Raw genomic sequence first — 14,970 nt, forward strand, 5'->3', positions numbered from 1 at the left:
GGTGGGGGTCAGGCGATCGAGGCGCGGGTGATCGCCACCGCGACCCCGTACGCCAGCCCCATGATCCCCACCTCGGCCGTCGCCCACCCCGCCAGAGCGGTGGCCCCGCCACGGCGGATGACCGGCAGCAGCCGGAAGCGGATGTGCGCCGCGAGCGGCACCAGCAGCGCCACCAACGCCGTCTTGACCACGACGAGGAGTCCGTAGTGGCTGGTCACGATGGCGTCCGGCAGCGTCACGCCGGGTGTGAGCGCCATCGTCCCCAAGCCGGTAACCAGCCCGGACAGCGCCACCAGCGACAGGCAGACGGTGGCCATCCTGGAGAACTTCGGCAGCACCACGGCCAGCAGGTCACGGTGCGGCGCGACGAAGATGGCGGTGGCGATCAGCCCGCCCGTCCACGCCGCCGCGCCCATGACGTGGATCTCCATCGAGATCATGATGGGGTCGTGCCAGACCGAGTTCACCGCGTGGCCGGTGACGGGGATGGGCAGCAGCCCGAACAGCGCCACGATGATCCGCAGCTCGGCCGGCACCTTCTCGCCGAACCGCACCGCCATCAGGCCGATCCCGGCCGCCGCCAGGGCGCACGCGGCGCTGAACAGCAGCCCCTGGCCCGTGCCGACACTTCCGATATATCCGGCGATCATGCCGAACGTCGGGACGGCGCCGGGGTTCAGCTCGGCGGTCTGGAGGACGATCGTCACCAGCGCGCAGATCGCCCACGCCCAGGCCGCCATCACGGCCAGCGGGCGCACCCGCAGCATGACCGGCTCCGTACGTTCTGGCGCCTTGAAGCCGAGCAGCTTGGGCAGCAGGCTCAGGCCGACGACGGCCACGGCGGACACGTCGAGCAGCACCCGCACGATCGGCAGCCCGATCGACACGACGGGGCCCGGCATGGGGATGCCCGGTACGGACTGCTGGGCGGTGAACGAACTGGCGGCGATGGCGGCGATGATCGCGCACACGCCGAACGCGCCGGCCACCAGCCGGCCGCCGATCTGCTGGCGGGGCAGGGGAGGGGCTACGGCGGTCACGCGCCCGCCCCTTCGCCGCGACCCGCCACCCCGGCACCCTCCGCGCCCCCGGCCCGGCCCGGCGCGCTGGCGCTCTCGGACGCAGCCGTGCTCGCGGTCCGGCTGGCGATTCCGGCTGCCTCTGCGCCCGCGGTCCCCGCGCCGGAAGCCTGCGTGCCGACACCCGCGCGCGCGACGCCCGCAGCGCCGGGTGCGGCCGGAGCCGGAGCGCCGGGTGCGGGCTGGGCGCCGGTGGGCTGCGCGGCGGTGAGCTGGGCGCCGGAGTGCTGCGCGGCGGTGGGCTGGGCGGCGGTGGGCTGGGCGGCGGGTGCGGTCGGGGTGGTGCGGCGCAGGGCGACAGCCGTCCCAGCAGCCAGCACCAGCAAAGCGCCCACGACCCAAACCACAGCCATCCCAGCCCCCCCATTGGCCGCCGCCTCGGCCGCATCGGCGCTGGAACCACCCACAGGACCCCCGGAAGCCACCCCGGAAGCCCCCGCCGCCACAGTGAAGCTGATCTTCCCCGTGACCGGATGCCCATCGGCCGACAAAATCCGATACCCCACCACGTAAGCCCTCCCGGCAGGCAACGGCTTGACCTTCACGGACACCCGCTCGGCCGCCACCACGGCACTCCCGTCGGCCCAGGCCGACCCGTCCGCCCCCGTAACGCCCACCTGCGCGTACCCCTGCCGCACCGCCTGGTCGAACACCAGCGTCACCTGCGCGGGCGAGGCCGTCAGCGTGGCCCCGTCCTCCGGGTCGCTGCCGATCAGCACGTTGTGCGCCGACGCCGGGGAGCACATGACTCCGGCGGCGGCGAGCGCGAGCAGCAGGACGGTGAGTAGCCGCCTCACAGATCAGAACCTTCCGTCAACCTCTTGCGGACCCGTATATGGTCCCACCCATGGAAGACCTGTTCGGCGGCGCGGCACCGTATTACGCCAAGTACCGTCCCCGCTACGGCGATCCGGCGATCCAGCACCTGGCGATGACGTTCGGCCAGGGCAGCACGGTGCTGGACCTCGGCTGCGGCCCTGGGACGATCGCGATCCCGCTGGCGGGGCGGGTGGGGCGGGTGCTGGCGGTGGATCCCGACGAGGAGATGCTGGCCGAGGGCCGTCGCCTGGCCGGGGCGACGGGGAACATCCGGTGGATCAAGGGCGACTCGACGACGTTGCACGATCTGCCGGCGTTCGACCACGTCGTGATGGGCAGGTCGTTCCACTGGATGGACCGCCGCGCGGTGCTGGCGGATCTGGACGAGCTGCTGCCGCCGCGCGGCGTCGTGGCGCTGGTCGGCCCGACCAGGGAGGATCCGCAGGAGCCGTGGGAGCCGGTCATGCGGCGGGTCCGCGAGGCGTTCGGGGTGAACACCTTCACCGCGTCCAGCTCGTTCCAGGCCACCGGCGAGCACCATGACGACGTGCTGGCCACCTCGCCGTTCAGCGTGCTGGACCGCGCCCACTACGAGGAGCACCTGCCCTACGACCTGGACGCGGTGATCGGCCTGCAGCTCTCCTACTCCTACTCGGCGCCGGCCCGCCTCGGCGACAGGAGGCGGGCCTTCGTGGAGACGGCCAGGCGGGAGCTGCTGGCGGCCAACCCGTCGGGCCGGTGGGAGCGGACGGCGGTCACCGAGGTGCTGACGGCGCGGCGTCCTCCCAGATCCCCATGACCTGCCAGATGCGCCGGGTGAGCGGGTTGATCAGCCCGATCTCGGCGCACAGCTCGCGCGTCTTGCCCACGGAGTCGCGGATCTCCTGCTTGGCGGCGGGGTTGCGCAGGTAGACCTCGGTGACGACGCTCGCGGGGATGCGGAAGCGCCGGATCATCGGGCCGGGCGGGGCGAGCATGATGCGGGCCATGACGCCGAGGATGATCGGCGAGGCGATCCCGAGCAGCAGCCTGCGGTAGGCGGGCATGCGCGGCACCCGGTTGCGCAGGTAGTGCCGGGCGAAGGAGATGTGCCTGGCCTCCTCCGCGATGTGGATGCGCATGATGGTCTCTTCGAGCGGGTGGTGCACCCGGCCGTCCTTGAGCAGCCTGCGCTGGACGTGGTCGATCGGGTCCTCGCCGCCGAGCACGAACACGAAGAACAGCTCGGTGGAGATGAGCGGGATCCAGGGCGCCACCTGGGCGACGACCGACAGCGGCCCCGGCATGCCGCGGATGGGGAGCCGTGTGCGGTTCACGAACTCCTGGAACATCATCCCGTGATGCGCTTCTTCGGTGGTCTCGTGGTAGACGTACCGGAACTCGGGGGACCCGTTCGGCAGCCGGTAGGCGTAGTTGAGCAGCCCGCGCTTGAGCAGGTTCTCGAACTGCAGGCCCACCTTCATGGCGGTGGCGACCCGCCACAGGCCGATCCGGGCGCGTACCTCGGGGGAGCGGCTGAGGTACCAGGGGTGCCCGCCCAGCCGGTCCACCCCCGGCAGCTCCCAGCGCGGATCGGTCTGGTCCACCTGGAACTCGGGGTCGTCCCAGGGGATGTCGCGGTACGGCTCCCAGTGCTTGTCGACCGACGCCTTCGAGAGGCGTTCGATGACCGCGCGGTAGGCGTTGCGGTTCGCGACCTGCTCGTCGCGTTCTCTGGCGGCGGTAGAGCTCGGTGCGGATGTCATCGCGTGCGCTCCTCTCCTCGCCCAGTAATTGTACGGAGAATCCAATAAGCCTGGGAAGAGTGAGGACCACAGGTTTCACAGCTTGTCCGCGGGCACCCCCAGCTCGCTCGCCGCCGCCGAGCGGATCAGCACGTTGACCCTGCGCCGTGACAACACCTTGGGATGCGCGTGCGTCTGCACGGCCAGCCCGTCGATGAGCGCGAACAGCCGCCACGTCGTCGAGTCGGGGTCGGGGCACTCGAACTCGCCGCAGGCGACGCCGGCCTCGATGATGCCGCGCATCAGCGTGCGGCCCCTGGCGTCGATCCGCCGCGACGTCTCCTCCAGCTCCACGCTGCGCATGGCCTCGGACCAGGCGTCGATCCACAACCGCCAGCCCTCGGTGGGGATCGCGGGGGAGCAGAGCCGCAGCAGGGAGCGCAGGCGGTCGATCGGCGTGCCCGCCGAGTCCTCGACGTCGGTCAGCGCGTTCAGATGCTGACGGGCGGCATAGCTGAACGCCTGGGCGAACAGCCGCTCCTTGGTCTCGAAGTGGTAGAAGAGCAGGGCCTGGCTGACTCCCGCGGCCCTGGCGATGTCCAGGGTCCTGGTGTGCCCGAATCCCTGCTCCGCGATCACCTCGCAGGCCGTTTTCAGCAAATCCTCGCGCCGTAATCGGCTGAAACCTGTTGTCACAGCGTGTAACTCTAACTTCTGATCATTAGTATTTATAGGACAAACCGGGCGTGATCTGTTCTGGTATGAGGAACCCGGGTACGTTCCGGGTTTCCCGTTCACCGACAGTCACGTTGATCATGGTAACCGTGCGGGCCCGAACATGCTTCGGCCGGGGTGCTACAAGTGATCCCTTACCGGCTTCCCGGGGGATGAAACGGGCGCGTTTGTCCAGAGCAATGCTCTGTACGTCCTCGGACGGGCTGACTAGAGTAAGTGAGCACTGATGCCGAGGAGTCGATGTGAACCTTGCTGAGTATCGGCGTGCGGCCGGCGAGTGGCTGCGGGAGAACGCTCCAACCGACGACTACCCGGAGGCCGACGGGATCGCCCGGGCCAAGGAGTTCATGGCCAAGCTCTACGACGCCGGATATTCCGGAATCACCTGGCCGAAACAGTGGGGCGGCCAAGGGCTGACCCAGGCGGAGGACCGGGTCTTCGCCGAGGAGGCGCGCGACTACACCCTCCCCACCTACATCTTCTCGATCGGCCTGGGCATGACCGGGCCCACCATCGTCGACCGGGGCTCCGACGCCCAGCGCGAGCGCTTCGTGCGTCCGCTGCTGCGCGGCGAGGAGGTCTGGTGCCAGCTCTTCTCCGAGCCCGGCGCCGGCAGCGACGTGGCCAGTCTGCAGACCAAGGCCGAGCGTGACGGCGACCACTGGATCGTCAACGGGCAGAAGGTGTGGACCTCGGTCGCCCACTACGCCGACTGGGGCCTGCTGCTCGCCCGCACGGACGTGGACGTGCCCAAGCACAAGGGCCTGACCATGTACGTCATCGACATGCACCACCCCGGCGTGACCGTCAGGCCGCTGAAGGACATGTCCGGCAGGGCCAACTTCAACGAGATCTTCTTCGACAACGTCCCCATCCCGGACGAGCACCGCGTCGGCGAGGTCAACGACGGCTGGAGCGTCGCCGTCACGACGCTGCTGCACGAGCGGCTGTCGATCTCGGCGGGCGTCGGCATGGGCGGCCAGAAGGACAACCCGGCCTCGCTGTCGGCGCTGCGCCAGGCCCTCGACACCAGCGACCCGCTGGTCCGCGACGAGCTGGTCGAGCTGCACATCCGCAGCCGCGCGCTGGCGCTGTTCAACCAGCGGCTGGCCCAGGAGACCAGGGCCGGCATCTTCCCCGGCGCGCGCGGCAGCGCCGCCAAGCTGCTGCTGGCCGAGCTGACCGTCTACCAGGCCGACCTGGCCACGCGGCTGGTCGGGCCCGAGACCGCGCTGGCTGGCCACCCGCTCGCCCGCGCGATCTCGATGGCTCCCGGCATGGCGCTGGGCGGCGGCACCAACGAGATCATGCGCAACATCGTCGGCGACCGCGTGCTGGGTCTCCCGCCGGAGCCGCGCGTGGACAAGAATGTGCCGTTCAAGGACCTGAAGGTGGGGACGCAGGCGTGAAGCTCGTACTCAGTCAGGAACAGCAGGAGCTGCGCTCTGCCGTGCGCGACTTCCTGCGCGCCGCCTCGCCGCTGCCCAAGGCCCGCGAGGGCTACGATCCGCAGGTGTACGCGCGCCTCAACGGCGAGCTCGGCCTGTCCGGGCTGGTCGTCCCCGAGGAGTACGGCGGCGCGGGCGTGGGCCTGTCGGAGCTGGCCGTCGCACTGGAGGAGACCGGCGCGGCCCTGCTGCCGGGACCGTTCCTGGCCACCGCGTTCGCGGCGCTCGCGCTGACCCAGGTGCCCGACAAGGAGCTGCAGACCGGCATCGCGGAAGGCCGGATCGCGGCCACGCTCGACCACACCGAGCTGTCCTACGACGGCGGTAAGGCGAGCGGCACGCTGGCGCAGGTGCTGTCCGGCGGCGACGCCGACGTGCTCGTGGCGCCCGCCCGCGACGGCGACGCCCTGGTCATGGTGGCCGTCGAGCTGGCAGGGCCGGGCGTCACCAGGACTGCGCTGGAGACCCTCGATCTCACCCGCGGCCAGGCCAAGGTCGTGCTGGACGGCGCGCCCGCCCGCGTGCTCGGCCCGGCGCCGGAGAGCGGCGTCTTCGACCGGCTGTGCGTGGCCCTGGCCGCCGAGCAGCTCGGCGTGATGCGGGCGGCGCTCGACGCCATCGTGGCCTACGCCAAGATCCGCGTCGCCTTCGGCCGCTACATCGGCTCCTACCAGGGCGTCAAGCACAAGCTGGCCGACATGCACTGCAAACTGGAGCAGGCCGAGTCCATCGTCAGGTACGCCGCCTGGGCCGCCGACGAGTCACCCGACGAGCTGCCGGGAGCCGCCGCGCTCGCCCAGGCCTACATCGGCCGCGCCTGCTTCGAGGTGGCCCGCGACCACCTGCTGCTGCACGGCGGCATCGGCTACACCTGGGAGCACGACGCCCACCTGTTCTACAAGCGGGCCAAGGCGGACGAGGTGCTGCTGGGCCCGCCCCGGATCCACCGCGCCCGTCTCGGACAACTGCTGGAGCTGTAATGGACGTCAGCGAGCTACCGGGTTTCTACGCCATCGGCGCGGCCGACCCCGGCCGCCTGGCGGTGATCGACACCGACGACACCCGCGTCTCCTACGGCGACCTGCTCGCCCGCGTCAACCAGGTGTCGCACGGCCTGCGCGCCCGCGGCCTGGGCACCGGCGACGTGGTGGCGGGCGTGCTGCCCAACGGCGTGGACGCGCTGATCATGGTCATGGCGACCGGGCAGATCGGCCTCTACTACGTGCCCATCAACTGGCACCTGACCGAGTCGGAGATCGCGTACATCCTGGGCGACTGCGACGCCAAGGTCGTCGTCACCGGGCCCGACCAGGCGGTGCCGGGCGCGGAGGTCGGCACGGCCGGGCTGGCCGAAGGGCAGCCCACGGACGCGCCCGCCGACAGGACCGCCGGCGCCGTCATGTGGTACACCTCCGGCACCACCGGCTTCCCCAAGGGCGTGCAGCGCAGCCTGCCCGGCGCCGAGCCCGAGGCCATCGTGCCCCTCTACCTGTGGTTCTTCGGCGAGGTGGTGGACCTCAGACCGGGCGAGGAGGTGCATCTGGTGACCTCGCCGATGTACCACTCGGCGCCCTGCGCGCACGCCCAGTTCGCGCTGCACCTCGGGCACACCGTGGTGATCACGCCCAAGTTCGACCCGGTCAACATCCTGGAGCTCGTCGAGCGGCACCGGGTGTCCAACGCCATGATGGTGCCCACGATGTTCCACCGGATGCTGCAGCTACCGGCGGACGTCAGGAGCAAGTACGACGTGTCGACCCTGCGCCAGGTCATCCACACCGCCGCCGCCTGCCCCGTCGCCGTCAAGCAGCAGATCATGGACTGGTGGGGGCCGGTGCTGTACGAGTACTACGGCTCGACCGAGTCCACCATCGCCTTCTCCGTCAAACCGCACGACTGGCTGGCCAGGCCGGGCACCGTGGGCAGGCCCGCGCCCACGTTCGAGGCGAAGATCTTCGACGACGGCGGCGAGGAGCTGCCGCCGGGCGAGCCCGGCATGATCTACGTCAAGTCGAGCATGGGCTCCTTCGAGTACCGCAAGGACCCGGCCAAGACGGCGGCCAGCAAGCTGGGGGAGTGGTACGCCCCCGGCGACATCGGCTACCTCGACGCGGACGGCTACCTGTTCCTGTGCGACCGGCGCACCGACCTGATCGTCTCCGGCGGGGTGAACATCTACCCCGCCGAGATCGAGGCCGCGCTGCTGGAGCACCCCGCGGTGGCCGACGTGGCCGTCATCGGGGCGCCCGACGAGGAATGGGGCCACAACGTGGTCGCCCTCGTGCAGCCGGCCGAGGGGTTCGAGCCGGGGCCCCAGCTCACGGCCGAGCTGATGGAGCACTGCGGGCCGCGCATCGCCAGGTTCAAGCACCCGAAGGTGATCGAGTACCGCGAGGCGCTCCCGCGTACCCCCACCGGCAAGCTGTCGCGCTCGAAGGTGCGCGCCGACTACCTCGCGGGGAACACCAGCTCGTCGCTGTAACGCTGCCCCTCGCCCAGGTAGAAGCGGACGGACAGGGTGCGGTCGGCGGTGTCGAAGATCGTGCTCCACAGGGTGCGGATCGGCGCGGCGGCCTCCTCGGGCTGCGCCACGGCGCGCAGGCTCTCGCGGAGGTCGCCGGCCGACATGGTGGCGCCCTTGCTGCGCTCGTACAGCGTGCGCAGCCTGCTGTAGGAGGCGAAGCTCGACGCGCTGTCCGCCGGCAGGTTCATCGGGTCGGGGTGGCGGTGCAGCAGGTGGTTGGTGACGCACAACGGGCCGTCGCCGAACTCCACGATGTGCTCGCTGCCGTCCCTGCCGTGCTCCCACACGAACGCCTGCCCGTGCGCGTCGGCCACCAGGTAGTGCAGCGGCATGCCGTGGTCGTACTGCTTGGCGGCCAGCAGCGCCTGCTTGGCCTGGTCCACGTTCTCGCAGGTGTCGATGAGGAAGCGGGGCAGCTGCACGCTGTTCACGCCGACCTGCGGCCCGAAGGCGTCCGGCGGCTCGGCGCTCTCGAAGTCGGCGATCAGCAGCATGACCGCCAGGCCTGCCGAGTTGACGCCGTCCATGCAGCCGTCGAGCGCCGACATCGTGAGCACCGTGGAGGAGAGCCCCTCGTCGGGGACCGTGGTGATCAGATACGGGCGGGAGGCCATGGGCAGCTCGCCCGGCCGGCGCTCGCCGCCCATGATCTCGCTGGTGGTCGTCGGGAAGAAGTCGTAGTTGCGGCCCACCCGGCCGTGGCCGTCCGTCGCGGCCGACGGCGGGATCCACATCGCCGAGCAGCCGTAACCCGCCGGCACGTACCCCTGGTCGTCCAGGACCAGCTCGTCCTGCTCCGGGTCCAGGCCGAGCGCGGCGGCGGCGCCGTCCATGCGGGCGTGGTGCTGCGGCCAGTGGCGTTCGAACCAGGTCCTGCGCGCCCGGCCGACCACCGGGTCGATCGGGGTGGGCGCCCAGCCGAGCCTGCGGGCCTCCTGCGCGACGTCCCTGCCGATCTCGTACTGGCTGCCGGTGAGCGTGAGGTGCGTGACGAGCTGGAAGTCGTCCTTGCCGCCCGCCACGTGCGTCATGTTCTTCATGGACGTGAGCCTCGCCCGGCCCGCTGACCGGCGCCTTACCGGTCGCTGACCGCCCGCCGGTAACGCTCTGACAGCCGCAGCACGTGCTCGGCCAGCTCCGGCGGGTCGAGCACCTCGAAGTCCACGCCGATGAACCCGATCCACACCGCGATCCCGTTGACGTCGTCGCCGCCCAGCTTGAGCAGGCAGGTGCCCTCGTCCACCGGCTCGACCTCCAGGCCCAGCGGCAGCTCCCGCATCCGCTCGGCGGGGGCGTGCAGCAGCACCGTCGCCCGGTACCGCCACATCGCCGTGTTCAGCCCCTTCTCCACGTACGCCACCAAATCGCCGTCGCCCGGCAGCTCGCGCGGCGTGAAACGGGGCCCCGACGACGGGGTGCGCAGGCGGACCCTGTCCACCCTGAACGTGCGCCAGCCGTCGCGGTCCACGTCGTAGCCGACCAGGTACCAGCGGCCCCGCCGGTGAACGAGACGGTGCGGTTCCACGTTGCGCACGCTCGCCTCGCCCTCGTGGCCCGTGTAGTCGAAGCGCAGGCCCTCGTGGTCGCGGGCCGCGTTCGCGATCGTGGTCAGCACCTCGGGCGGCACGGACGGCGCGTTGCCCGGGATCTGCACCGTGTAGGCGTTCAGCGCGCTCACCCGCCGCCGCAGCCGGGACGGCAGCACCTGCTCCAGCTTGGCCAGGGCGCGGACCGAGGTCTCCTCGATGCCCTCCACGCCGCCCCCGGCCGCCCGTCCGAGCCCGACCGCCACCGCGACGGCCTCCTCGTCGTCCAGCAGCAGCGGCGGCAGCGCCGCCCCCGCGCCCAGCCGGTAGCCGCCCGCCACGCCCGGCGTGGCGTGCACCGGGTAGCCGAGCGAGCGCAGTCGCTCGACGTCGTTGCGGATCGTCCTGGTCGAGACGCCGAGCCGGGTGGACAACTCCGGGCCGGACCAGTCGCGGTGCGCCTGGAGGAGGGACAGGAGCTTGAGCAGGCGGGCCGAGGTTTCCAGCATGGCCACCAGTGTGCCCGCTAATGCGGCAAGGTGGCTTCCGTATTGATGATCAGCTTGCCCAGGAGGTGGCCCTCCTCGCTGCGGCGGTGCGCGTCCGCGATCTGCTCCAGCGGGAACACCTCGGCCACCGGCAGCCGCACGTGCGGCGCCTCCCGCAGCGCCCGCGCCGCGGCGGCGGCCCCGTCGCCCGTCGAGAACCGCACCCCGAGCCGCTCCGCGCCCGCCCGGTCGGCGATCGTGATCACCTTGGCCGGGTCGCCGGTCAGCGCCACCGACAGGTCCAGCTCGCCCCTGCCCGACGCGTCCAGCACCCGGTCCACGGACGGCGGCAGCCGCTCCGCCAGCCCTTCCCCGTACGCCACGGGGTGGACGCCCAGGCCGCGCAGGAAGTCGTGGTGACGCTCGCCGGCCGTGCCGATGACCTCGGCCCCTCGGGCGAGGGCGAGCTGCGCGGCGGCCAGGCCGACGCCGCCCGCGACCGCGTGGATCAGCAACGTCTGCCCCGCCTCCAGCCCCAGGTCACGCAGCGCGCGACGGGCCGTCTCCACCGCCACGGGCAGTGCGGCTGCCTCCTCGTACGTGAGATCGTCCGGCTTGGGCGCCAGCGCTTCCGCGTCGGCGATCGCGTGCGTGGCCGCCGCTCCCGGAGCCGTCTGGCCGTACACCGGGTCGCCGATCCGCAGGCCCGTCACCCCGGGGCCGAGGGCGTCCACCGTGCCCGCCAGCTCCATGCCCACGCCCTGAGGGCCGTCGAGCGCTGCGCCACGGAAGCCGCGGCGCAGCTTCCAGTCGATGGGGTTCACGCCCGCCGCCTTGACCGCCACCCTGACCTGGCCCGGCCCTGGGTCGGGGAGGGGCAGTTCCGTGATTTCGAGGACGTCGGGGTCGCCGTGGCGGCTGTAGCGGGCGGCGTGGGCGGTGGTCAGCAGGACGGCCTTGCCCACCAGGCTGCGGGTCTCCAAGGCTGCGTGCGCCTCGGCTGCTCGTTCCAGGGGCACCGCCAAACCCACCGTCGCCGCCAGGCGGCCTGCCGCCGCCTCCTTGAACGTCTGCTCGGCCAGGCGGGTGAACTCGTCGGGGGTGAACTGGAGCTGTTCCATGCCGATCACTCGTACTGCTTTTCGCTCGGCTTCCGCTGGGTCGATGGGGGCCGTGGAGCCGCTGGGGACGCCGTACGCGAAGAAACTGCCGCCGGGTGCCGTCAGTGCGAACGCCGCCGCGCCGACCTCCCCGCCGACGCCGTCGAAGACGACGTCGAACCCGTTCTCGCCACCCGCGCCTGCACCTGCACCTGCGCCCGCACTCGCGCCCGCGCCTGCACCTGCGCCCGCATTCGTGCCTCCCGCACTCGCATGCGCGTCTGCGCCCGTGTTCTCGACCTCTCCGACCGGTTCGGTTAGCGCGGGGTAATCCACCGCCTTCGCCGCCCCCGCCTCCAGGGCCGCTTCGCGCTTGGCCGGGCCGTGCGCCGCCGCCGTCACCCGCGCGCCCGCCGCACCGGCGAGCCGCACCACCGCCAGCCCCAGCGCCCCACCGGCCCCCGTGACCAGCACCCGCGCACCGGCCCGCAGCTCAGCCGCCGCCACCAGGCTCAGCGCCGCCGGCCCGACCTGGACGAGCGCCGCCGCCTGCCACAGCGCCACCTCGTCGGGCACCGCCACGACCGTGTCCAGCCCGGCCACGACCTGCTCGGCGTAGGCGCCGCCGCCGGGAAGCAGCGCGGCCACCCGCCGCCCGGCCCACCCGGAGTCCACCCCGTCGCCGACCGCGATCACCCGCCCGGCCACGCCGGTGCCCGGCACGAACGGCGGCCGGGCGGGGAACCAGTCGCGCCCCCACCCGGCACGCAGTTGCGCGTCGATGGACATCACGTCCACCACGGACACGCCGATCACGACCTGCCCCGGCCCCGCCACCGGCTCCGGCGCGGAACCGGCCACGAGCACCCCGGGACCGCCGAACTTCGTCACCTCGACAACTCTCATGCCGCCGAGTCTGTAACCTCAAGTCCGGTTGAGGTCAACCTCCCATGAGCCGCCCGGCCTGCTGGACGACCACGATCACGGTCAGCGTCCCGAAGAACGCCACCGACCAGATCAGCGCGCCCAGCCGGAACGAGCGCACCCTGATCGCCTCCGGCAGCGCCCGCCGGTTCAGGATGATCAGCAGGATCGAGTACACGAACATCATCACGGCCGCGAAGCACGCCGAGAACACCAGCAGGATGAGCGGCTGATCCAGGCCCGCCAGCAGGATCGCGGTGCCGATCAGGGCCATCGCCCAGACCGTGTAGAAGTAGACCCGGTTCACCGAGACGGACTTGTCGCGCAGGTAGACCGTCTTGATCGTGTCGGAGGCCAGCCGGGAGGTGTAGTCGACGATGCCCATGGCCGAGGCGAACAGGGCCAGCGCCCCGATCACCCAGAACAGCACGCCGAACCACGGGCCGACCGTCTCCTGCAGCACCTGGCCCTCGACCTCCAGGAAGGCGATGCTGTTCTCCAGCCCCGGCCGGCCGAACACGGTGGAGTGGGCCAGCATCGACATGAGCGCGATCGTCACGAACGACACCATGGCGAACGTCCACGCCTGCTCGACGTTGGCGAAGCGCCACCACTGCTTCCACCGCGCCAGGTTCTCCTTCGTCGGCGCGAACTGGAAGCCGGTCGAGGAGACCGCCTCCTCGTGGCCGGTGACGGGGCTGACCAGGCGCGGCACGTACACGCCCATGCCGAAGCCCTTGTCGCGGATCCAGTTGCTCTGGCACAGGTTCTGGCCGCCGCCCGCTCCGGCGTACGCGATGGCGCCCATCAGCACCGCGAACTCCAGCGGCGGCACCGGGAACGTGGCGTCGACCGTCAGGCCCCTGCCCAGCGCCACCCAGCTCTCGGCGTTGATCGCGAACAGGATCGCCACCACGATCAGCGTGGCCACCAGCGCGATCTTCACGAAGATGACCCGTTCGAGCAGAACGTAGATCACCGGCGCCATGGTCAGCCCGATCGCGATCACCAGCAGCATGCCGATCGCGATCCACCGCACGGAGCCCTCGCCCGAGCCGGTCAGGTACGTCACCATGGTCGCGGACGTGGTCACCCAGCCCGGCCACAGATTCGAGCAGAGCGTCATGATCACGAAGACCAGGCCCCAGTGTTTCCACATACGGCTGAACCCGGTCAGCGCGGTCTCGCCGGTGGCCAGCGTGTAGCGCTCGATCTCCATGTTCAGGAACCACTGGGTGATGATGCCGATCGCGGCTCCCCAGATGAACACCAGGCCGACCTGCGAGGCGATGTACGGCCAGAGGATGAACTCGCCCGAGGCCAGACCGACACCCGCGCCGACCAGGCCGGGGCCGATGATGCGCCAGGTCGACTTGGGTGGCTCGGGTAGGTCGCGGACGGCGACGGTCGGTAGGACTCGCGCAGGAACGGTGGGGGTGAATTCCGCCATGCGGATCTCCTTGTTAGCTTGCCTATCCGCCACATTACAGAGATCCGAAACCCCTGTGGAATACCTAGTTAATTACCACCCCGTACTCACGCCGTCCGGCGGTCGGCGACCACCCTGTACTCACGCCGTCAGGTGGTCGGCGACCACCTCGTACTCACGCCGTCAGGTGGTCGGCGACCACCACGTACTCGCCTCGTTCGGTGAATCCGGACACCCGCGCCCCCGCATCCAGGGCGCCGCCGAGCGCCTCCCGCACCGCCATCCGCCACGCCCGCGCCGCCGCCGCGTCCTGCCGCCGCAACCGTTCGACGTCGCGCGGCGTCCCCACGAGCACCACCCGATGCCCGCCCGCCTCCGCGACGGCGGGCCGTCCGTCCGCCGCCTCCCTGACCACCGGGTACGCCTCACCGGGCGGCAGCTTGTCGTCCTGCTCGCCGGTGACGCGCCACACCGCCAGCAGCCGGTCCGAGGCGTCCCCCTCGTTGATCGCGTCCGCCATCGCCCCGTAGAACTCCGGCAGGTACGCCTCCGGCCGCGCACCCAGCTTGACCAGGTTGAAGTAGGCGTTACGGCGTACCAGCGGGTCGAACGTCCACGTGATCCGCTCCAGCCCCCGCTCACGGCACCAGGCGCGCTGGTGCAGCTTCAACGCGTACCCGACGCCCTTCCCGATGACGGCACCAGTCACATGCGAGTGCAACGCCCCACCCGCCACCTCGCCTGACGCTCCACCCGACACCTCGCCTGCCGCCAGGAACCCGACGGACGCCCCCACCAGCTCATCACCCACGAACGCCCCGGCCACATAGTTGCCCGTGTGCGCGAACCCGGCCATCAACTCCACAGTCACCGGCACGTTCGCCGGCTCGGGATGCCAGATCTCGTCGAAGAGCCGATAGACCTGCTCGAACTCGCCGATCTCCTGCAACTCCCTGATCACCACGCCGGCCCTGGCCGCCGCCTCCTCATGCTCCATCCCTCCATTTACGCACGCCGCCCGGAGCGCACCGCAGCAGGTCTATGAGCTGCACAGATATCTCTCTGTATCTGACTCATCACACTGAGATGTCTACGCAGCTCATAGTTGCGACCAAGCCACCCCCTGTAGTCATGGTGGGTGCGCCGTCCCATGCTGGGACGCCCATTGACCTGG

13 protein-coding genes and 1 pseudogene are annotated in these 14,970 nt (G+C 71.1%); 4 read left to right on the forward strand and 10 right to left on the reverse strand.

Annotation, left to right across the window (positions count from 1 at the left end):
- Nucleotides 1-8: 8 nt before the first annotated feature.
- The gene (locus ABD331_RS00260; protein WP_344470050.1) at nucleotides 9-1,040 is read right to left on the reverse strand and encodes a copper resistance D family protein; all 1,032 of its coding nucleotides are present in this window, start codon (nucleotides 1,038-1,040) and stop codon (nucleotides 9-11) included.
- Nucleotides 1,037-1,876, reverse strand: coding sequence for a copper resistance CopC family protein (locus tag ABD331_RS00265; RefSeq protein WP_344470052.1), 840 nt, complete (start codon nucleotides 1,874-1,876; stop codon nucleotides 1,037-1,039). Before ABD331_RS00265 ends, ABD331_RS00260 begins: the two co-directional genes overlap by 4 nt.
- A 50-nt stretch (nucleotides 1,877-1,926) precedes the next feature.
- Between ABD331_RS00265 and ABD331_RS00270 the strand changes: the two genes are divergently transcribed.
- Nucleotides 1,927-2,697 (forward strand): class I SAM-dependent methyltransferase, encoded by a 771-nt coding sequence (locus ABD331_RS00270; protein WP_344470053.1) that lies wholly within the window; start codon nucleotides 1,927-1,929, stop codon nucleotides 2,695-2,697.
- Here ABD331_RS00270 and ABD331_RS00275 read toward each other — a convergent pair.
- Together ABD331_RS00275 and ABD331_RS00280 are read right to left on the reverse strand one after the other, a co-directional pair.
- On the reverse strand, nucleotides 2,654-3,643 hold the full coding sequence (locus ABD331_RS00275; RefSeq protein WP_344470054.1) for an AurF N-oxygenase family protein: 990 nt from the start codon (nucleotides 3,641-3,643) through the stop codon (nucleotides 2,654-2,656). The genes ABD331_RS00270 and ABD331_RS00275 overlap by 44 nt on opposite strands.
- Nucleotides 3,644-3,718: 75 nt before the next feature.
- On the reverse strand, nucleotides 3,719-4,318 hold the full coding sequence (locus tag ABD331_RS00280; protein WP_344470056.1) for a TetR/AcrR family transcriptional regulator: 600 nt from the start codon (nucleotides 4,316-4,318) through the stop codon (nucleotides 3,719-3,721).
- A gap of 281 nt (nucleotides 4,319-4,599) precedes the next feature.
- On the opposite strand from ABD331_RS00280, the gene ABD331_RS00285 reads away from it, so the two are divergent.
- From ABD331_RS00285 to ABD331_RS00295, 3 genes are read left to right on the forward strand one after another with little or no spacing between them, the layout of a single operon-like run.
- Nucleotides 4,600-5,766, forward strand: coding sequence for an acyl-CoA dehydrogenase family protein (locus tag ABD331_RS00285; RefSeq protein ID WP_344470057.1), 1,167 nt, complete (start codon nucleotides 4,600-4,602; stop codon nucleotides 5,764-5,766).
- Complete coding sequence (locus ABD331_RS00290) at nucleotides 5,763-6,785, forward strand: acyl-CoA dehydrogenase family protein (RefSeq protein WP_344470059.1); 1,023 nt, start codon at nucleotides 5,763-5,765, stop codon at nucleotides 6,783-6,785. Before ABD331_RS00285 ends, ABD331_RS00290 begins: the two co-directional genes overlap by 4 nt.
- Nucleotides 6,785-8,287 (forward strand): AMP-binding protein, encoded by a 1,503-nt coding sequence (locus tag ABD331_RS00295; protein ID WP_344470061.1) that lies wholly within the window; start codon nucleotides 6,785-6,787, stop codon nucleotides 8,285-8,287. Before ABD331_RS00290 ends, ABD331_RS00295 begins: the two co-directional genes overlap by 1 nt.
- Here ABD331_RS00295 and ABD331_RS00300 read toward each other — a convergent pair.
- The 6 genes and pseudogenes from ABD331_RS00300 to ABD331_RS00325 form a co-directional block, all read right to left on the reverse strand.
- Complete coding sequence (locus ABD331_RS00300; protein ID WP_344470063.1) at nucleotides 8,254-9,369, reverse strand: C45 family autoproteolytic acyltransferase/hydrolase; 1,116 nt, start codon at nucleotides 9,367-9,369, stop codon at nucleotides 8,254-8,256. The genes ABD331_RS00295 and ABD331_RS00300 overlap by 34 nt on opposite strands.
- Nucleotides 9,370-9,404: 35 nt before the next feature.
- Nucleotides 9,405-10,364, reverse strand: coding sequence for a helix-turn-helix transcriptional regulator (locus ABD331_RS00305; protein WP_344470066.1), 960 nt, complete (start codon nucleotides 10,362-10,364; stop codon nucleotides 9,405-9,407).
- A 17-nt stretch (nucleotides 10,365-10,381) separates the two neighbouring features.
- The gene (locus tag ABD331_RS00310) at nucleotides 10,382-11,290 is read right to left on the reverse strand and encodes an NADP-dependent oxidoreductase (RefSeq protein ID WP_344470727.1); all 909 of its coding nucleotides are present in this window, start codon (nucleotides 11,288-11,290) and stop codon (nucleotides 10,382-10,384) included.
- 12 nt (nucleotides 11,291-11,302) lie between these two features.
- A pseudogene (locus tag ABD331_RS00315) lies at nucleotides 11,303-12,349 on the reverse strand (zinc-binding dehydrogenase); the annotation flags it as partial.
- A gap of 34 nt (nucleotides 12,350-12,383) precedes the next feature.
- Nucleotides 12,384-13,817: an Nramp family divalent metal transporter gene (locus ABD331_RS00320; RefSeq protein WP_148434229.1), complete on the reverse strand. Its 1,434-nt coding sequence runs from the start codon at nucleotides 13,815-13,817 to the stop codon at nucleotides 12,384-12,386.
- Between the two features lie 154 nt (nucleotides 13,818-13,971).
- On the reverse strand, nucleotides 13,972-14,793 hold the full coding sequence (locus tag ABD331_RS00325; protein ID WP_344470068.1) for a GNAT family N-acetyltransferase: 822 nt from the start codon (nucleotides 14,791-14,793) through the stop codon (nucleotides 13,972-13,974).
- Between the last annotated feature and the right edge of the window lie 177 nt (nucleotides 14,794-14,970).

The organism is Nonomuraea monospora, assembly GCF_039531895.1.
In the GTDB taxonomy this organism is placed as follows: Bacteria; Actinomycetota; Actinomycetes; order Streptosporangiales; family Streptosporangiaceae; genus Nonomuraea; species Nonomuraea monospora.